Raw genomic sequence first — 17,931 nt, 5'->3', positions numbered from 1 at the left:
CCCGCGCTGGCGGCCGGGCGTGAACGTCGTGCGTCCGGCGCGGCTAGACGCCCTCCGGCTGCAGCCTGCGGTGCGGTGCGCGGTGCTCGAGCGCGGCTCGCAGCTGCGCCCTCCCCCGGTGGATCCGGCTCCGCACGGTCCCCAGTTTGACACCCAACGTCGCCGAGATCTCCTCGTACGACAGTCCCTCGATATCGCACAGGACCACGGCCGCCCGGTATTCGGGGGCCAGGGCGTCGAGCGCGGCCTGGACGTCGGCGTCGAAATTGCGGTCGTCGAACGCCTGCGCCGGTGTGGGCTCACGGCCCTGCAACCGTTCGGCGGCGTCGTCTCCCAGTCCCTCGAAGCGAATGCGCTGGCGGCGGCGCGCCATGTCGAGGAAAAGGTTCGTGGTGATGCGGTGCAACCAGCCCTCGAACGTGCCCGGCGTGTAGTTGGACAGCGAACGGAAGACCCGGACGAAGACCTCCTGCGTGAGGTCTTCGGCGTCGTGCTGGTTGCCCGTGAGCCGGTAGGCGAGCCGGTAGACGCGCCCGGAGTGCTCGCGGACGACCTCGTCCCACGACGGCGGCGCCCACTCCGCGTCAGGAGCGTTCTCCCTGGCTGCTGCGTTACCAAGCCCCTGCCTGGGGCCGACCCCCACAGCGCCCTTGAATGTAAGTGCTGCGACTCCCATGGTCCCGGGTTGTTCCTCTCTGTGCCTCACGCTGTCGCATTGGAACGACACGGTCGCGCCTGGGCTGGGGCGGTTGTGGACCGACTGTCAGTTAGAACGCCACGAAACGCGAGTTGGTTCCCGGTCAGCGATATGGTCTTTCCAGCATTGAGCCAGGCGGGGGTCCCGCGAGGAGGCAGCCATCGACGCCATTCAGGCCACCCTGGCCTACGTGGAGGAATTCCTCCCCGAAGACGAACCGCTCATCAATGCGCGCCGTCTCGGCGAGGAGATCGGCGCGGTCCCGATCGGTCCCGCCGGGGGCGCGGCACTGCGCTTTCTCGCGGCCATGATCGACGCGCGGACGGTGGTCGAGGTCGGCTCCGGCTGCGGCGTCTCCGGGATCTGGCTGCTGCGCGGCATGCGCAAGGACGGCGTCCTCACGAGCGTCGACGTCGAGCACGAGCACCAGCGGCTGGCCAAGCAGGCGTACGCGGAGGCCGGTCTCGGCACCTCCCGCACCCGGATGATCGTCGGCCGCGCGCTGGAGGTGCTCCCCCGTCTCACCGACGGCGCGTACGACATGGTCTTCTGCGACGCGGCCAAGCAGGAGTACCCCGAGTACCTGACCGCGGCGCTGCGGCTCCTGCGGCCCGGCGGCGTGGTGGCGTTCGACAACGCGCTGTGGCACCACCGCGTGGCCGATCCGGCCCAGCGCGACCCGGAGACGCTGGCGGTCCGCGAGGTCAACCGCCTGGTCCGCGAGGACGAGCGGCTCGTGCCGCTGCTGCTCCCGGTCGGCGACGGCCTGCTGTGCGCCGTCAAGCGCGACGACTGAGCGGACGCATGGGACGCGCGGACGAGCAGGCGTTCCCCGTCCGCACCCGCCTGACCTGGCGCGGCGTCGTCCAGATCACGGCCTGCCTGATCCTGGTGGCCGCCTCGGCGGCGTTCGTCGCGGGCGGCCTGATGCGCGGGATGAGCGCCGGGAGCGTGCTCTTCGTGGTCCTGGGCGTGGCAGGGCTGGTGCTGTTCGGCGCCGGTCTGTTCACGTCCACACTGATCAGCCGCCGCCCCGTACTGGAGCTGGCCGCCGAGGGCGTGCGCCGCCCGGCCCGCTGGCCGCTGCCGCGCCGTGCCGACAAGGTGCTGCCCTGGCCGGAGATCCACGCCATGTGCGCCGTCCGCCGCGGCCTGGCGGGCGCCAAGCGCGGCGAGCAGGACTACCTGATCTTCCTGCCGTCCGCCGAACTGCTCGAAACGGCCCGGACGGCCGACCGGCCCCAGCTGGTGGCGCTGACGCTGCCGGACGTGCCCGCGACCGCCGAGGCCGCCCGCTGGTGCTTCGCCGTCGACGCGAGCTGGACCGCCTCCCTCAAAGAGATCGTCACCGAAGCACGCCGCCACCACCAGATCCCAGTAGTAGACCGCCGCAAACAGTGATTCCCGCCACACCGCGGCAGAGGCGCAATCCCGGCACGCCGGAGGCAGGACGTGACCCCGGCACGCCGGAGGCGGGACGCGGCCCCGGCACACCGGAGGCAGGGCGTGATATTTGCCACGTCGGAGGGCGGGACGTGGTCTCGGCGACGCGTAGAGGATCGAGGCGTGATGCCGGTCACACGGGTAGGTCGGCGGCGAAGACGGGATCGGTCGTGGGCCGCGGCGATCCGCCCGTCGGTTCGATGGTGATCCCGATGCCGCCACCGGCCTTCCCTACGCCGTTCACGACGACGGTCGCGGATCCGGTGTCCGTGAGCCCGGCGGGGCGTGGCTGCCCGGTGCCGAGCAGCCAGAGCTCGTAGGTTCGCCTGGCCGGCGGCACGGGCAGCCCTGACATGATCACGACGGCCCGGCCGGTCTGCCGGGAGACCACGACCGTGCCCGTGCCGCCCGTACGGACGGGGCCGCTGACCGTACGCGCGTCGGGCGCCGCCAGGACCGACTCCACCTGCCGCTGCCGGGCCTCGACCCGTTCCAGGCGGTCCTGGGCGCGGACGGTGATCACCCCCAAGGCCACCGCGACCAGCAGGCACGCGGCCGCCGCGAGAGTGAGCGGACCGGGCGGAAACCCCCGTCCGCTCCGCCTGCCACGGCGGGCCCAGGCGGCCAGGGGCACCTCCTGGCGCGTCCGGGAGATCTCGGCGAGCACCCGCTCCCGCAGCCCCGGTGGCGCGGGCCGGGCGGCGGCGGTGCCCAGGCGCGCGGCCGTCGCGCGCAGGCCCCGCAGTTCGCGTGCGCAGTCGCCGCACTCCGCCAGGTGCTCTTCGAACTGCCGCCGCTCGATCTCCGGAAGGGCGTCGAGGGCGTAGGCCCCGGAGAGGCTGTGCACCGTAGGGAACGCCTGTGTCACGTTCCACCGCCCTTCAGTCGCGCATCCAGATCAGCCTGTGGAGCATTCGCCTCTATCGCGGTCTCCTCTGACAGTCATTCGGCGCCGACGGCATCACGGATCGGTCGGAATCGGACACTTTCCGTCCTGGATTTCGGCAGGGCCCATCTCAGCCCTTGCCGGTGACGCGGCCGTGCAGGACCAGCGCCCAGGCGAGGCAGCCGAGCGCGGCGGTGGAGGTGAGCGCCCGGACGATGTTCCAGGTGACCCAGCGGGCCTCGAACTCCGTGCGGACGGCGGCCAGGTCGGTGATCTTGGCCGGGTCTCCCGCGGCCATCAGCTTGTCGTTCATCGGGACGTTGATCGCCACCGTGATGATGAACATGACCAGGTAGAGCACGAACCCGGCGACGATCCACGGCAGGACCGAGCGGTCGTCGGCCTTCCAGTGCAACGCCGCCGCGAGCCCCGCGAACGCCAGCGCCCCCATGAAGCTGACCATGAACCAGCCGTTGACGATCGCCACGTTGATCCGCTGCATCGCGTCGATGAACGCACGGTCGCCGACCTTGGCCAGCCCCGGCATGACCGCGTAGGAGAACGCCGCGAAAAGGCCCGCCATGAGCCCCGTCGTGACCACCGCGGCGACGAGCGAACCGGTCTGCAGCACCTTGAACATCATTGGCTTCCTCTCAGAGATCCGACGGTCTTCCGTCGTGTCTCCAAGCCAACAGCCAGGCGGAACGCGGCGACATGTCCGAGAGACCAAACCCCATACGCGCCCGTCCAAGCTCGCTAGGCGGGAGCGGCCAGCCAGTTCAGGAGGAGGCGGGCGCCGAAACCGGTGGCGCCCTTGGTGATCTCGGCGTCGTCGGCCGTGGCGCGGCCTGGCCCGGCGACGTCCAGGTGCGCCCACGTGCGGTCGCCCACGAACTCGCGCAGGAAGAGCGCGGCCATGATCGAACCGCCGCCGAAGCCGCGCCGCTCGATGTTGGCCACGTCGGCCACGTCCGACTCGATCGCCTGGCGGTAGTCCTCGACCATCGGCAGCCGCCAGAGCGGCTCGCCCGCGGCGGCGCCGGCGGCCTCCAGCGCGGTGGCGAGCGCGTCGTCGTTGGCGAAGAGCGCGCCCGTCCGCAGGCCGAGCGCGACCTTGGCGGCGCCGGTGAGCGTGGCGACGTCGACGACCACGTCCGGGTCGAGCTCGGCGTCGGCGTAGGCCAGGGCGTCGGCGAGGACGAGGCGCCCCTCGGCGTCGGTGTTGAGCACCTCGGAGGTCGTGCCGCCGAAGTGGGTGATCACGTCGCCGGGGCGCATGGAGGAGCCGGAGGGCATGTTCTCCGCGGCGGCGATCAGCCCGGTGACCCGGGCGCGCACGCCCAGCGCGCGGAGGGCGCCCATGACCGCGATGACCACGCCGCCGCCGGCCATGTCGGTCTTCATCGTCTTCATGTTGTCGTTGGGCTTGAGCGAGAGGCCGCCGCTGTCGAACGTGATGCCCTTGCCGACCAGCACGATGTGCCGTTCGGCGCCCTCAGGACGGTACGAGAGCTCGATCAGGCGCGGCGGGCGGGGCGACCCCGCCCCCACCGCGATCAGGCCGCCGAAACCGCCCTCGGCGAGCTCCTTCTCACCGCGCACCCGGACGGCGAGCCCCGCCTCGGCCGCGATCTCCGCGGCGCGTTCGGCGAGCCAGGAGGGGCCCTTCTCGCTCGCCGGGGTGTTGGCCAGGTCGCGGGCCAGCGCCGCCGTCCGGGCCACCGCCGTGCCGCGTCCGACGGCCGCCGCGTCGGCCTCCGGGCCCGCCTCGGTCAGGACCGCCAGGGCGCCCAGCGGTGCCTTCTTGGGCGGCTGGCCGATCGTGAAGGTGTACGAGGCGAGCAGCGCGCCCTCGACGAAGGCCGCGAGATCACCCGAGGGGACTCCAGCGGCCATCGTCGTCCGGCCCCTGCCGCGGCGCGCGAGCGCGGCCCCCGCCTTGCGCAGGTCGCCGGGCGCGGCCTCGCCGACCCCGTACAGCAGCAGCTCCAGCACCCGGCCGCCCACCCGCACCGGGGTGGACACCACCTCGCCGGGCTCCCCCTTGGCGCCGTGCAACGTCAGCAGCTCGTCCAGCGTGAACGGCAGCAACGAGGCGATCTCGGCGTCCGGAGCCGCCGGCCCGGAGCGCACCGGGACGGCCACCACCTCGGCCCCAAGGCTCTCAGCCGCCTCGGACAATCTGCCGCCGACGCTGCTGACCTTGGTCTCGATGGGCATGGCGCGGACTCCCTCGTCGCTCTGATCGGTGCCTTCACGGGCCTTGCGCTGGTGGCGAACACGGCGAGAGTCCCGGCGTCGCCGCCGGGACCTTCACCGCAACTCGGGGCAGAGGCGCTAGCCGACGACTTCCTTGAGGGCGTCGCCGAGCTCCTTGGCCTCGTCTGCGGAGAGCTCCACGACAAGGCGTCCGCCGCCTTCCAGCGGGACCCGCATGACGATTCCGCGCCCCTCCTTGGTCACTTCGAGCGGACCGTCTCCTGTCCGCGGCTTCATCGCCGCCATGCGTGCATCCCCTTCCTGCCTAGGGCCGCGTGGGGCCTCCGGGCACCGTTGGCCGCGTGGCCGCCTGTCGCATCCGCGTCATCAGTAGTGGTCCATTATCTCGTCTTCCGGGCGCGAAGTGGTAACGATCAGCCTCCAGATCGAGAGACTGCTCCTATGAACGCACGTTCGGCGCTGTTCGATCTGTACGGCGACCACCTTCGGGAGCGGGGCGGAAGGGCCCCGATCGCCGCGCTGGTCCGGCTCCTGGCGGCCCTGGAGATCGCCGCTCCGGCGGTGCGCACCGCCGTGTCCCGGATGGTTCGCCAGGAGTGGCTGGAGCCCGTCCGACTGCCCCCTGGACCGGGGTACGCGCTGACCCCGCGGGCCGTCCGGCGGCTCGACGAGGCCGCCCACCGGATCTACCGCGATCTCGGCCCGTGGGACGGCCGCTGGCATCTGCTGGTGATCGAAAGGGTGCGCGAGCGCGCCCGGCGGGACCGGCTCGCGGCGGGGCTCGGCTACCTCGGCTACGCCCGGCTGGACGAGACCACCTGGATCAGCCCGCGCGCGTCGAGCGAGCTTGATCCGCTGCTGAACGCCGAGTCCGTACGAGCCGAACGGTTCCATTCCGCCTACGAGGGCGACGCGCACGGCCTGGTCGCCCGGGCGTGGGATCTGGACGGTTTGGCCCGCGCGTACGAACGGTGGCTCGCCGACGCCCATGCGCTCTTGGCATGCGATCAGGAGTTCACCGACGAGCAGGCGTTCGCGGTGCGGAGCCGGCTCGTCCACGAATGGCGCAAATTCCTCTTCCGGGACCCGGGACTGCCGCCCGACGTCCTGCCCGAGGGCTGGCCCGGCACGCGCGCGGCTCGGTTCTTCGACACCGAGGCCGCGCGCCTCTTGCCCGCGGCCTCCCGGTTCGTCGAAGGTTGCCTGAGAGAGCTCCCGCGGGGCGACGAGGAGGACGACGAGGATGCCTGAGACCGTGCTGTACGACCTCACCGAGAGTGTGGCGACAATCACACTCAATCGTCCGGACGCGATGAACTCGCTGACGGACGAGACGAAGTCGGCACTGCTGGCAGCCCTCGAACGCGCCGCCGCCGACCCCGAGGTGCGCGCGGTGATCCTCACCGGGGCGGGCCGCGCCTTCTGCGCCGGCCAGGACCTGCGCGAGCACGGCGACAACCTGGCCGCCGGCAAGGGCCTGAACGACACCGTGCGCCGCCACTACAACCCGATCGTGCTGGCCATCGCCGAGATGCCGAAGCCCGTCGTGGCCGCCGTCAACGGCGTGGCGGCCGGAGCGGGCGCCTCCCTGGCGCTGGCGTGCGACCTGGTGGTCTCCTCCGACAAGGCCTCGTTCGCCACCGCGTTCACCGGAATCGGCCTGGCGCCCGACAGCGGCATGTCGTGGACGTTGCAGCGCCGCGTGGGCTGGACGAAGGCCGCCGAGCTGCTGCTTCTCGGAGACCGGGTGAAGGCCCCCGAGGCCCTCGAACTAGGCCTGGTCAACCGGGTCGTCCCCGCCGACGAGCTGGCCCCGGCCGCCGTCGAGCTCGCGCGCCGCCTCGCCGCGGGCCCGACCGTGTCGTACGGCGCCGTGAAGACGGCCCTGCGGCACGCGTCCACCAACGATTTGGCCTCCTCCCTGGAGAAAGAGGCCGAGCTCCAGGACCTGTGCGAGAAGACCAAGGACCACCACGCCGCCACCGAAGCGTTCCTGGCCAAACAACAACCAGCCTTCAAGGGCAACTAACCCAGGCACTTCACCCCTGGCCGGTCATCCGACCGCCACACAACGCCGCTACACCGCGCACCCGGCCATCAGCGTCGCTACGCCGCAAGCTCGGACTACCTGACGCAGCGCCGCAAGCTCGGTTCCGCGCCGCCGCTGTGTTGCGAACGCGGGCTACCCTCAGCCGCTGTGTCGCGAACGCGCACTACCCCGCGCCGCGGCGCCGCGAACGTGGGCTACCCTGCGCCGCTGTGTTGCGAGCTCCGGTGGTGCTGTGGCGCGGGGTTGGGTCATTCGGGGGGCGTCGTCGATCCGCCTGGCTGAGCGCCGCGGAGGTAGAGCAGCACCGCGCGGACGCGCCGGTGGTCGTCGGGGGCCGGTGGGAGGTCGAGCTTGGCCAGGATCGAGCCCACGTGCTTGATCACGGCGGCCTCCGAGACGACGAGCCGGCGCGCGATCGCGCCGTTCGAGAGGCCCTCGGCCATCAGCCCGAGCACCTCGCGCTCGCGTTCGGTGAGGCGTTCGAGCGGCGAGTGCTCGCGCCGCCGCGACAGCAGGCGCCGCACCACCTCGGGATCGATGACGGTGCCGCCGGCCGCGACGCGGTCGAGCGCGTCGATGAACTCGGTCACCTCGCCCACCCGGTCCTTGAGCAGGTAGCCGACGCCGCCGCCGGTCTGCAGGAGCTCGGCGGCGTACGACTGTTCCACGTACTGCGACAGCACGAGGATCGGCAGCTCCGGCCGCTCGGCCCGCAGCGCGAGCGCCGCCCGCAGCCCCTCGTCGCGGAATCCGGGCGGCATGCGCACGTCGGTGACCACGATGTCGGGCAGCTGCTCGGCCACCGCCGTCGCCAGTCCGGGCGCGTCGCCCACGTCGGCGACGACCTCGTGCTCGAACCGGCCGAGGATCTGGCTCAGGCCCTCGCGGAGCAGCACCGAGTCCTCGGCGATCACAACTCGCATGGGATCTCCACCCGCAGGATCGTAGGCCCGCCGGGCGGGCTGGACAGCCGCAGCGTGCCGTCGTACACGGCGACCCGGTCGGCCAGTCCCTGAAGCCCGGTGCCGTCGCCGGGCCTGGCGCCGCCCTTTCCGTCGTCCCGGACCTCCACCACCAGCAGGCTGTCCCGGTGTGTGACCATCACCTGGCCCCGTTCGGCTTCGCTGTGCTTGGCCACGTTGGCCAGGGCCTCGGCGATCACGAAGTAGGCGGCGGACTCCACCCCCTCGTCCGGCCGTCCGGCCAGGTCCACCGCCACGTCCACCGGCAGCGGCGCGCCCTCCGCCAGCGACTCCACGGCCGCCCTCAGCCCCCGGTCGGTGAGCACGGACGGATGGATGCCCCGGACCAGATCGCGCAGCTCGGCGAGGGCGGCCCGCGCGTCCTGCTGAGCCTTGTCGATCAGCTCCGAGGGCGTCTCCAGCCGGGCCAGGCCGAGCGTCATGATCAGCCCGGTGAGGCGCTGCTGCGCGCCGTCGTGCAGGTCCCGTTCGATCCGGCGCCGTTCGGCCTCGAACGCGTCCGCCATGCGGGCCCGGGACGCCCGCACGGCGACCAATTCGTCCTCGACGGGCCGGACGAGCAGCAGCCGCGCCAGCGCCGCCCGGGCCCCGGCCAGAACGGACATCGCGTACAACCCGGCCACGAACAGCGCCAGGCCGGCGGCGACCGTGACCCAGGCCTCCTCGGGCTGGTCGACGGTCCCGTACGGGCCGTACTGCAACTGATCTCCGTGGCCTACCAGATAGGCCGACCCGACCTGCACCGTCGACCCCACGATGATCACGAACGGCACCACCACGTCCACGACGCCGAGCAACACGAACAGCGACGCGAACCCGAACTCCCGCCAGGTGGCGGCCTCCCGCAGGCGGAGCCGCAGCCACGGCGACCACCCCGGCGCGGCCGGTTCGCGGTGCGGGGACGGGGCGGGCCGCGCGTCCAGCCAGCGCAGTCTCCGCCGTTCGACCGCCGCCAGGCCGACCGCCGTCAGCGGGACGAACGCCAGCAGCCCGAGGCCGACCACCAGCGGCGTCAACGCCACACCCGCGGCCCCGACGACCAGCACGACCGCGATCCAGCCGGCAGCGATCGGCGGCCCGGTGACCACGTACGCGATCGACCGCCACGGCCACGACGACAGCAGGAACCGCAGCGGGTTCCCTGCCATGGCGCGCCAAATGGTCATGCCCTGACCGTAGGCGACGCGGCGGCGAGAAGATCACGCAGGCGCTCGTACGAGCGGTCCCAGCTCCATGCGGCCTCGAACGGCTCGATGCCGCCGCGCCGGGGCGGGAGGTCGTTGGTGATGATCAGGCAGCGAGGCACAACTCCGGCTCCTTCCGGCGCTCGTTCAGCAAGGCCCAGCACACGAGGACGGCCGGATAGACCAGGTAGCCCCAGCGGGTCGCGGGCATGAGCGCGGTCGCCAGCAGCAGCCCGAGGGCGAGCCGGAGGGCCGCGCTCCTGACGTCACCGGGCGGCCGGACGATCAGCGAGACGCCCATCGCCAGCGCGGCCAGCCCGAGCGCCACCACCGCCGCCGCATGCCCGAACGCGCCGGTCTCGGCGAGCAGATGCCCAGGCAGCGGGCTCTCGGCGGGCGAGTCCACCCCGGCAAGCCCAAGAGGAAACGCGACGACGTTCTCGAACATCCCCCGGGGATCGGCAAGCGCCGGAACCCCAACCCCCACCGCGACGACGCCCGCGAAAACACCTCCATATCGCCCCAACCGACTCCGCCACACCCCACCCAGCCCCGACGAACCCTGGCCAGGCACTCGCGAACGCAGCGCATCCCACCGGGCCGCGTTCTGGGGTGGAGTTTTCGGGTGTGCGGTGTTTCGCCGGGCGGCGATCAGAGCCAGGCAGACGAGCGCGGCGGGCCAGGCTGTGGCCTTGAGGGTCGCCGCGAAGCCCATGGCCAGGCCCGCTGGCGCTGGACGGTCGGCGGCCGCTAGCGCGAGTCCCGCGCAGACCAGGCCGATCACCGGCAGGTCGTCGCCGCCGACCACCAATGGCAGTGCTACCAGGGGCGAGGCCGCAAGCAGCCTTCCGTCACGTCCGAGCAGGGCCAGGAAGACGCAGCCGAAGATCAGGCGCGCGTCGATGCCCGCGATCGCTGATGGGAGCCCGAACAAGGCCATGCCCGGGAGGTAGGGGTTGTACGACTCGTACGAGCCGCCTGCCAGCTCTTCCGGGCTCAGGTAGGGCGTGCCGTGGGCGAGCAGGTGCGCCCCGGAACGCTGGACGACCGCCACCTCCGGCTGTCCTTGGCCTGTGAGCACGAGGACGGCGAGGGGCAGCACGACGGCGCCGCACAACGCCAGCCAGGCCGCGGCACGCGTACGCCAGAACGCCGCCGCGAGCCCGTACGCGGCGGCCGCGAAGAGCCCCCACACACGGTGCGGGCCGAGCTGGGTGACCGCCGCCGTCACGGCCGCGAAAATGGCGAAGCCCCCGTAGAGGAGGGGCTCCGCGCGGGTCCTGACGACGGGCGGGAGGGTCGGGGTGATCATCGTTCTCCCGGTCTCTGAGCTGCACGTTCACGTGCGATCCAGACAACCGGCCGGGCGAACCTAGATCATTAGACCTGTCCGCCGAATCGGGGGTAGGGCCAGCTCTACCCCCGGCCTCCACCGCCCTCTAGGCACCCCTGGTCAGCGACGTTCGACGGTGACGCCGCCCCGTTCCAGGAGTTCCAGCACCTCGTCGAGAGACGGGTCGGGAGGGTCGCCCACCGTCCAGGCTCGGCGTGCGATCTCGAAGTCGTTCCAGACCAAGGTGAACCGGCCCGCCGTGCCGTATCCCCCGGACATGCAGTCGGACAGCGAGTCCAGACCGATGCCGTAGTAGCCGCCTGGCCCGTTGACCGCCTCACCGATCGCGCAGAAGAACCCCGCGCTCTCGGTCACGAACGTGCCGTCCAGCTCGAACGTCGCGCCGTCCGGCCTGTCGCTGTCGTCGGAACGCACATGCCGCCGCAACGCCACCTGCGTCCATGCGCGACGTCCTCGGCGGCCGTACGGAGCCCAGAGATCGCTCGATGTCAGCGGCCCGGATCTGTGCAGCTCCCAGATCTCCTCTTCCTCGGGCAGCGGCGCGTGTCCGGCCATGAACGCCGACACGAAAAGGCCCTCAGGCACGTAGAGCGCCCGGCTCACGAAGAAGAAATAGCGCCCCAGCACCGTTTCGTCCCGGCCGAGGACCTCCAGCTCGGTCACGTCCGGGGTCTCTGCGTCGCGGTCCGGGAGCACCTGCGGCAGGAAGTCTCCCGGCTCGTACGACCGGACGAGGATGTCGACGCGGCGCCGCCCGTCCTCCTCGAAGGTGCTGTCGTAGAAGCCCGTCATCTCGTCGAACGAGCACAACACCCCGTCGTCGTCCTCGGTCTCGGTGATCAGCCGATAGCGCGCCATTCCCTACCCCCCAAGCCGCTTGGGCACCTTGCCGCCCTCCGGATACCACGGCCCCGGGAAGAGCTGCGGAGACCCGTAGTCGTGTTCGAGGGCATAGCCCAGCTTGCCGTCCGGCAATTCGAGGATCCGGTGATTGGTCCCCGGGACGTCCCATTCTTTGGCACCCTGCCATTTGGCTCTGTTCTGCGGGCCCAGCTCTCGGCCTTCGAATTCCTTCTGGTCGCCGACGTTCTTTCCCTGCGGAATGCGGCCCGCGGCCTGGTCCGACGAGGTGTAACGGCGGGGCGTGGGCGCGTCCAGCGGGGACGGGATCCCGTTGCGCTCGGCGGCGCGCTGTGCCTTGATCTTCTCGTACTCGTTGCCGATCGCGCGGGTGTTGCGGCGGTTCATCGGGTTGGGGTCGGACAGCCTGTACGGGGCGAGCCCGAGCGGGTCGACGAAGTTCGCCGGGTTGTCGACGTAGGCGTGCGGGTTGAGCTGCGGCGCCATGCCCAGTGGGTCAGGGGTCGCGTAGCGGCCCGTCGCCGGGTCGTAATAGCGCTGGTAGTTGTAGTGAAGCCCCGACTCCTCGTCGAAGTACTGGCCGGGGAACCTGAACGGACACCGCACCGTGCCGCTGCCCGCGGAGCCTGATGGGTCGGCGCCCCAGAGGGTGGCTTGGCGATGCCAGGCGAGCACCCCGTCGGGCCCTACGAGCTCGACGGGCGAGCCAACGAGATCGCCGACGATCGCATAGAAGCGTTCGTCCACCCACTCCTGCGAGTCTGGCGTGGTGGTCCGGTCGATCTGCGTGAGCGGACGGTACGTTCCCGGCTCGTACTCCCATGTCGTGGCGCGGGTCGCGAACCCCGTCCGCCCTACGGCCCGCACTCGGTGGACCTGCTCGACGAGATTGGGCCCGTGCCAGGCGTAGGCATAGGTCTCGTCGACGCCTCCGTCCGCGCCCACGTGCTGCTTGCCGATTCGGCGTCCCAGCGGGTCGTAGTGGTAGTACCAGCGGGTGCCGTCCGGAACCTCGACGCCGACCAGCCTGTCTTCGGCGTCCCATTGGAAACGCCAGAGCCGCCGCTGCCCGGACAACGTGACCTGCTCGCGCAACGTCATCCGGCCCTGCGCGTCGTACTCGAACCGGACGCGGCCGGCACGGCGCAGCAGCGTGCCCATCACCTCGCGCGGACCAACAGCGCCACCCTGCCCAACAAGGCCGTCAAGCGCGCCGAGGCCGCCCTGCCCGCCGGGGCCACCCGGCCCGGCAGGGCCACCCAGCCCGGCGGCACTATCCGGCCCGGCGAGGCCGCCCGGCCCGGCAGAGACGTCCTGCCCGGCGGCGCCACCCTGCCGAGCGGTGCCGTCAGGCGCGGCGGGGCCGCCCTGCACGGCAGAGACGTCCTGCGTGGTGGGCCATTCGGCCGCGGTGATGTTGTCGAGCGCGTCGTAGGCGTACCGCTCGCTCCAGTCGCGGCCGCGCACCGCGGTGATCCGGCCACGCGGGTCGAGCTCGTAGGAACGGTCGCCGGCGAGCCGGTCGGACACCCCGGTGAGGGCGCCGTCGCGGCGGTAGCCGTACGCGCGATGCTGGAGCATCCGCGCGGCGCCCTGGCCGGCGGGCTGCGGCGCGGCCCAGATCGTCTGCGTGGCCAGCTGGTCGGAGTCGTCCCACTGCTGTGACAGGATCGCGCCCGCGCCGATCCGGCGTTCGACCTCGCGGCCGAGGTCGTCATGAACGAATCGCACCGTGTGCGTGTGACGGCTCAGCATGCTGTCGAGACGGGACGGCAGGCCGCGCGGGTCGTACGCCCAGGCGCTGCGGACCCCGGTCGGCGTCGTCCGGGCCACGGTGCGGCCGGCGCCGTCGCGCGCGATCGCGACGCGCGCGCCGTTGCAGACCTCGGCGACGACCCGGCCCGCCGGGTCGCGCTCCAGGACCAGGTCGGCGCCGCCGCCCGTCGCGCGGACCAGCCGCCCCATGACGTCGTAGCCGTACGTCGTGACCTGCCCGCCGGAGCGCTTCTCCAGCATGGCGCCGAACGCGTCGCGGACGAACGTCGTCTCCTGCCCGGCGCCGTTCGTGCGGGATTCCAGGCTGCCCACGGCGTCGTACACGTAGCGCACGGTGCGGCCGTCGAAGTCGGTCTCGGCGCGCAGCCGGCCGGCCGCGTCGTACTCGTAGAGCCAGGTGAGCCCCTCGGGCGTGCCGACCCGGACGAGCCGCAGTTCGCCGTCGTAGGTGAACGCGAGCCGCGAGCCGTCCGGGCGGATCGTCGCGATCGGGACGTCGAACGGCCCGTACTCGGTCCGTTCGACGCGGCCCGTCCCGTCGGCGTAGGTGATCGCGTTGCCCTCCGGGTCGTGCGTCCACCGCTGCTCGGCGCCGCCTGGCTCCGTCCGGGACTCCAGCAGCCCCTCGACCGTCCAGGTCAGCGTGGTGGTACCGGTCCGGTCGGTGATCCGCGTCGGCCGGCCCAGCGCGTCGTAGGCGTACCGGACCGTCGCGCCCGCGGAGTCACTGATGGACGTAGGCCGCCCCGCCGCGTCGTTCTCCGCCTGGAACATCAGGACGCCCGACGGCCCGGTGACCGTCGTGACGCCGCCCCGGTCGTCGTAGGCGTACGCGGTGACGGTGCCCGCCGGATCGGTGAGGCGGGTCATGTTGCCGCGCTCGTCGTACTCCATCGCCCAGAACGTCTCGTCCGGCTGCCTGACCAGGACGGGCAGGCCCGGCCCGGCGTACTCGGCCGTGGTACGCCGCCCGTCCGGGAAGGTCACGGACGTGACGCCGCCGAGGTCGTCGTAGGTGTAGCGCGTGGTGTTGCCGAGCGCGTCCGTCCGGGAGAGCACCTGGTCGAACGCGTCCCACTCGGTCCGGACGGAGTGGCCGAGCGCGTCGGTCTCCTCCACGACCTGCCCGGCCTCGTTGTAGCGGTACGTCGTCGCCTGGCCCACGCCGTCGGTGAGGATCGTGCGGCGCTCGTCCGGCCGGTAGTCGAGCGTCGCGTCGAGGTGGCCGCCGGTGCCCTGACCGCGCACGGCCCGCCCCTGCTCGTCGTAGGTGTAGCGGTACCAGAAACCGTTACGGTCTTCCCAGCCGGTGAGCCGGGCGTGCTCGTCGTAGGTCAGCTTGAGGGGACGCCCGGACGAGTTGACGACCTCGGCGAGGTTGCCCGCCGCGTCGTAGCCGTAGCGGACGAGGACAGTGCCGTCCGCCAGGCGCAGCGCGGTGACGTGCCCTTCCTCGGTCTCGACGGTCACGTGATAGCCGGCGCTGTGCTTGATCTCGCTGAGGACGCCGTCCTCGTACTCCAGATCGACGCGGTTGCCGTTGCGGTCGGTGACGGCCCTCAACGGCAGGCGCGACCAGCCATACTCTTCGCCCGGCGCCGGAAAGTGCAGCGTGCGGCCCGCCAGCGGATCGGTGAGCGTGTACCCGCCCTCCGAGGTCAGGACCAGCTGGTGCCGCGCGCCCGCGACTGGCTGGAACCGCACGTTCGGCACGATGGCCGCCGGGAAGCGCAGGATCGTCGCGTCGGCCGCGAGGAAGTGCACCCCTTGGGCGTCGAGCTCCAGCGCCTGGTCGAGCGACGACGCCCACGTACGCCCGAACAACCGCCCGGCTCCGTAGGTGGAGACATGCGTGCGCCCGATGTTGAACGGAAGGGTCGCGTCCAGCGCCGCGTCCAGCTGGGTGAGCAGGACCTCGCCCGTGACGACGTTGATCGGGTCGCGCGAGGTCGAGGAGTTGTCGGGGGTACGCGCCCGCGACTGGTCGCTGCCCTGCCGCCGCTGGCCGCCGTCGCCGCCACGCCGCCCGTTGCCGCCGGGGCCACCGCGGCCACCGGTGCTCGGGCCGCCGTGACCGCCGCGCCGCCCGCCCGGACTGGGGAACAGATCCCCGGCGACCTTCTTGAAGACCCCGCCACCGGCGGCTCCGGCGCCACCACCGCGACGGCGCCTAGCCATGGCTCGAAACGGTCACAACAGGATCCTCCCCAGCAAGGGCCGAAAACCCGCTGAGAATAACAAGGCACCTACCGATAGGCCCCCCTCCGGTGGCAATCCGCCAGATGGTCGTCCACGAGCCCGCAGGCCTGCATGAGCGCGTACGCGGTCGTGGGCCCCACGAAACGGAACCCGTTCTTCTTCAGCTCCTTGGCCAGAGCCTTCGAGCCCTCCGTGGTCGCCGGGACGTCCGCCGTGGACTTGGGCGCCGGAGCGTCCGGATCGGCATAGCGCCAGGCCGTCGCCGCCAGACCGCCCGCCAGATCGAGCGCGGCCCGGGCGTTAGCGACGGCCGCCTCGATCTTGGCCCGGTTGCGCACGATCCCCGCGTCCGCCAAGAGCCGCTCGACATCGTCAGGGCCGTACCCCGCGACCTTGGCCATGTCGAAATCGTCGAACGCGGCGCGGAAACCCTCCCGCTTGCGCAGGATCGTCAGCCACGAGAGCCCCGACTGGAACGCCTCCAGGCACAGCCGCTCGTACAGCCCCTGGTCGTCGGTGACCGGGCGCCCCCACTCCTCATCGTGGTAGGCGACATAGTCCGGCGTCGACATGCCCCACGGACAACGGGCGAGCCCGTCGTCACCCCGGATCGCAGTGCTCATCTGCCCGTTCTACCGTCCGCCTCTGACAAAGCCGCCAGCCTCCTGAGCCCGAGCCGCATGAAGAGCCGCGTCACCGGCCCGACGACCAGCCATCCGACCCGTCCCAGCACCCCGAGCGGCAGATCGATGCGTTCGACCCACAGCACCCGGCTCCCGATCCCGATCTGCGTCACCTCGAACCAGGCGTCGCCCCGCACGACCTTCCCGGTGTGCCGCACGACCACCCGCCGGCCCGGCACCCACTCGGTGATGACCATGGTGTCGAGGAACCCGACGGGCCCCACGCCCGTCCACCCCGCCAACTCGGCGCCGACCTCATGCCCGCCCTCGGCCCGCGTGAACGGCATCCACTCCGCATGCCGGGGCCAGTCGGTCAGGACCCCGAACAAGGCGTCCGCCGGCACCGCCGCGTACGCCTCCGCATGGACCGCGACCCGGCTCACGACCGCTCGTCCCGTCGCACGACCGCGGCGTTCGACTCATGGTCGTCGAACAGCTCCGCCTCGAAGATCTCGTCCTCCTCGAACGAGGGCTCCTCCCTGTTCACCGGCCGCTCCCCCGGAAAAGCCGCCTCGGCCTTGGCCCAAACCGAGGCCCCGCCCTCGTCCCGCTCAGACACAACCCCGCCACCGTCCGGCGGCGCAGTAAAGCTAGGCGGCTCCCCACCAGCAACCGGCTCGTCGTGGCCGGACGCCGGCCCGCCCTCAGGAACCTGCTCCCTCGCAGACGGCTCGGCGGAGGCGGACGGCTCGACGAGGAACGGCGGCTCATCGTCGTCCAGTGGCCCCACGATCGGCGGCCTCCCACCAACGGGTGGTTCGGCGTCGCTCGAGGGCGGCCCGACCTCGGGCGCCTGCTCTGTCGCGGACGGCTCGTCCCCCAAGGACAACGGCGCGGCGGGCGGCTCGTCATCGGCGAGCGTCGGCGCGTCAGCAAGTGGCTCATCGTCAGGCAACGCCGCGACCGGCGGCTTTCCGTCAGTGAGCGGCTCGTCCTCTAGCGGCGCCACGACCGGCGGCCTGGCCTCGGGCGGCTGCGGTGTCGCGGACGGCTCGTCGTGATCAGGCAGCCAGGCGGTAGAGGGCTCACCACCGGCGGGCGGCTCGTCATCTAGTGGCGCCACGGTCGGGGGCTCTTCGGCGGCGGGGGGCGCTGTGTGGCTGGGCAGCGAATCGGCAGGGGGGTCGTCGTCGGGCTCGAGGGGCGGCGCGAAGGAGGGGAGTGGCGGGAGCTCGTTTTCGGTGGTCGGGGGCTTTGTGAAGGAGAGGTGCTCGGCGGGTATTTCAGAGGGGATGCCCAGGCGGTTGTAAAGGTCCGCCAGTTGCTGCTCCAGGGCTGCCATGCGGGTTTCACGTTCGGCCAGGGAGTAGGCGAGGCGGCGCATGGCCTCGTCTGTTGCGCCTACCTGGTAGCCCCAGATGCCGCGCGGGAGGCGGAGGAGCGCCGCGTCCGTGCCGGTGAGCTGGTGGCCGGGGAGCGGAGGGTGGTCGGGGTGGGTCGCGGCCAGTTCGCCGCCTTTGCCCATGGCGAGCACGACGACGGCGCCCAGCACGGCCAGGCCGGCCAGGACGAGGACCACAACCACGATCATGCTCCGATCTGTCTACGCCTTCGCATGACGATCGTGCCATGTCCTGGAGGGTGAGGCCGCATGA

18 protein-coding genes are annotated in these 17,931 nt (G+C 71.9%); 4 read left to right on the top strand and 14 right to left on the bottom strand.

What is annotated here, in order from left to right:
• Nucleotides 1–43 precede the first annotated feature (43 nt).
• Nucleotides 44–676, bottom strand: a complete 633-nt coding sequence (gene sigE / locus ACGFNU_RS42645; RefSeq protein ID WP_225994021.1) for an RNA polymerase sigma factor SigE — start codon at nucleotides 674–676, stop codon at nucleotides 44–46.
• Between the two features lie 211 nt (nucleotides 677–887).
• Between sigE and ACGFNU_RS42640 the strand changes: the two genes are divergently transcribed.
• Together ACGFNU_RS42640 and ACGFNU_RS42635 are read left to right on the top strand one after the other, a co-directional pair.
• Nucleotides 888–1,493 carry an O-methyltransferase gene (locus ACGFNU_RS42640; protein ID WP_392602340.1) on the top strand — a complete coding sequence of 202 codons (606 nt, stop codon included), beginning with the start codon at nucleotides 888–890 and terminating at the stop codon, nucleotides 1,491–1,493.
• An 8-nt stretch (nucleotides 1,494–1,501) separates the two neighbouring features.
• Entirely contained in the window at nucleotides 1,502–2,098 is a 597-nt protein-coding gene (locus ACGFNU_RS42635; protein ID WP_392602339.1) for a hypothetical protein, read from the top strand.
• Nucleotides 2,099–2,273: 175 nt separating this feature from the next.
• Here ACGFNU_RS42635 and ACGFNU_RS42630 read toward each other — a convergent pair whose 3' ends face one another.
• The 4 genes from ACGFNU_RS42630 to ACGFNU_RS42615 all read right to left on the bottom strand — a co-directional run bounded on the left by ACGFNU_RS42630 (nucleotide 2,274) and on the right by ACGFNU_RS42615 (nucleotide 5,531).
• Nucleotides 2,274–3,008 carry an anti-sigma factor domain-containing protein gene (locus ACGFNU_RS42630; protein WP_392602338.1) on the bottom strand — a complete coding sequence of 245 codons (735 nt, stop codon included), beginning with the start codon at nucleotides 3,006–3,008 and terminating at the stop codon, nucleotides 2,274–2,276.
• 148 nt (nucleotides 3,009–3,156) lie between these two features.
• Nucleotides 3,157–3,669, bottom strand: a complete 513-nt coding sequence (locus ACGFNU_RS42625) for a DUF1772 domain-containing protein (RefSeq protein WP_392602337.1) — start codon at nucleotides 3,667–3,669, stop codon at nucleotides 3,157–3,159.
• A 113-nt stretch (nucleotides 3,670–3,782) separates the two neighbouring features.
• Nucleotides 3,783–5,246 (bottom strand): leucyl aminopeptidase, encoded by a 1,464-nt coding sequence (locus ACGFNU_RS42620; RefSeq protein WP_392602336.1) that lies wholly within the window; start codon nucleotides 5,244–5,246, stop codon nucleotides 3,783–3,785.
• Nucleotides 5,247–5,363: 117 nt separating this feature from the next.
• On the bottom strand, nucleotides 5,364–5,531 hold the full coding sequence (locus ACGFNU_RS42615; RefSeq protein ID WP_151568744.1) for a DUF3117 domain-containing protein: 168 nt from the start codon (nucleotides 5,529–5,531) through the stop codon (nucleotides 5,364–5,366).
• A gap of 156 nt (nucleotides 5,532–5,687) precedes the next feature.
• On the opposite strand from ACGFNU_RS42615, the gene ACGFNU_RS42610 reads away from it, so the two are divergent.
• Together ACGFNU_RS42610 and ACGFNU_RS42605 are read left to right on the top strand one after the other, a co-directional pair.
• Nucleotides 5,688–6,497: a PaaX family transcriptional regulator C-terminal domain-containing protein gene (locus ACGFNU_RS42610; protein ID WP_392602335.1), complete on the top strand. Its 810-nt coding sequence runs from the start codon at nucleotides 5,688–5,690 to the stop codon at nucleotides 6,495–6,497.
• Nucleotides 6,490–7,275 (top strand): enoyl-CoA hydratase-related protein, encoded by a 786-nt coding sequence (locus ACGFNU_RS42605; RefSeq protein WP_392602334.1) that lies wholly within the window; start codon nucleotides 6,490–6,492, stop codon nucleotides 7,273–7,275. The genes ACGFNU_RS42610 and ACGFNU_RS42605 overlap by 8 nt, the downstream gene beginning before the upstream one ends.
• A 269-nt stretch (nucleotides 7,276–7,544) precedes the next feature.
• Here ACGFNU_RS42605 and ACGFNU_RS42600 read toward each other — a convergent pair whose 3' ends face one another.
• The 9 genes from ACGFNU_RS42600 to ACGFNU_RS42560 form a co-directional block, all read right to left on the bottom strand.
• Complete coding sequence (locus tag ACGFNU_RS42600; protein ID WP_392602333.1) at nucleotides 7,545–8,219, bottom strand: response regulator; 675 nt, start codon at nucleotides 8,217–8,219, stop codon at nucleotides 7,545–7,547.
• Nucleotides 8,207–9,445 carry a sensor histidine kinase gene (locus tag ACGFNU_RS42595; protein WP_392602332.1) on the bottom strand — a complete coding sequence of 413 codons (1,239 nt, stop codon included), beginning with the start codon at nucleotides 9,443–9,445 and terminating at the stop codon, nucleotides 8,207–8,209. Before ACGFNU_RS42595 ends, ACGFNU_RS42600 begins: the two co-directional genes overlap by 13 nt.
• Entirely contained in the window at nucleotides 9,442–9,585 is a 144-nt protein-coding gene (locus ACGFNU_RS42590; protein WP_392602331.1) for a hypothetical protein, read from the bottom strand. The genes ACGFNU_RS42595 and ACGFNU_RS42590 overlap by 4 nt, the downstream gene beginning before the upstream one ends.
• The gene (locus tag ACGFNU_RS42585; protein ID WP_392602330.1) at nucleotides 9,570–10,775 is read right to left on the bottom strand and encodes a hypothetical protein; all 1,206 of its coding nucleotides are present in this window, start codon (nucleotides 10,773–10,775) and stop codon (nucleotides 9,570–9,572) included. The genes ACGFNU_RS42590 and ACGFNU_RS42585 overlap by 16 nt, the downstream gene beginning before the upstream one ends.
• A 141-nt stretch (nucleotides 10,776–10,916) precedes the next feature.
• Entirely contained in the window at nucleotides 10,917–11,675 is a 759-nt protein-coding gene (locus ACGFNU_RS42580; protein WP_392602329.1) for a barstar family protein, read from the bottom strand.
• A 3-nt stretch (nucleotides 11,676–11,678) separates the two neighbouring features.
• Nucleotides 11,679–15,632, bottom strand: coding sequence for an RHS repeat-associated core domain-containing protein (locus tag ACGFNU_RS42575; RefSeq protein WP_392602328.1), 3,954 nt, complete (start codon nucleotides 15,630–15,632; stop codon nucleotides 11,679–11,681).
• A gap of 68 nt (nucleotides 15,633–15,700) precedes the next feature.
• The gene (locus tag ACGFNU_RS42570) at nucleotides 15,701–16,276 is read right to left on the bottom strand and encodes a DNA-3-methyladenine glycosylase I (RefSeq protein WP_392602327.1); all 576 of its coding nucleotides are present in this window, start codon (nucleotides 16,274–16,276) and stop codon (nucleotides 15,701–15,703) included.
• Complete coding sequence (locus tag ACGFNU_RS42565) at nucleotides 16,273–16,719, bottom strand: SRPBCC family protein (RefSeq protein WP_392602326.1); 447 nt, start codon at nucleotides 16,717–16,719, stop codon at nucleotides 16,273–16,275. Before ACGFNU_RS42565 ends, ACGFNU_RS42570 begins: the two co-directional genes overlap by 4 nt.
• The gene (locus ACGFNU_RS42560) at nucleotides 16,716–17,867 is read right to left on the bottom strand and encodes a hypothetical protein (RefSeq protein WP_392602325.1); all 1,152 of its coding nucleotides are present in this window, start codon (nucleotides 17,865–17,867) and stop codon (nucleotides 16,716–16,718) included. The genes ACGFNU_RS42565 and ACGFNU_RS42560 overlap by 4 nt, the downstream gene beginning before the upstream one ends.
• Nucleotides 17,868–17,931 lie beyond the last annotated feature (64 nt).

Source organism: Spirillospora sp. NPDC048911, assembly GCF_043198015.1.
In the GTDB taxonomy this organism is placed as follows: Bacteria; Actinomycetota; Actinomycetes; order Streptosporangiales; family Streptosporangiaceae; genus Spirillospora.
Note: the sequence above shows the minus strand (reverse complement) of the source record. Positions and strands in the feature narration are given on the sequence as shown.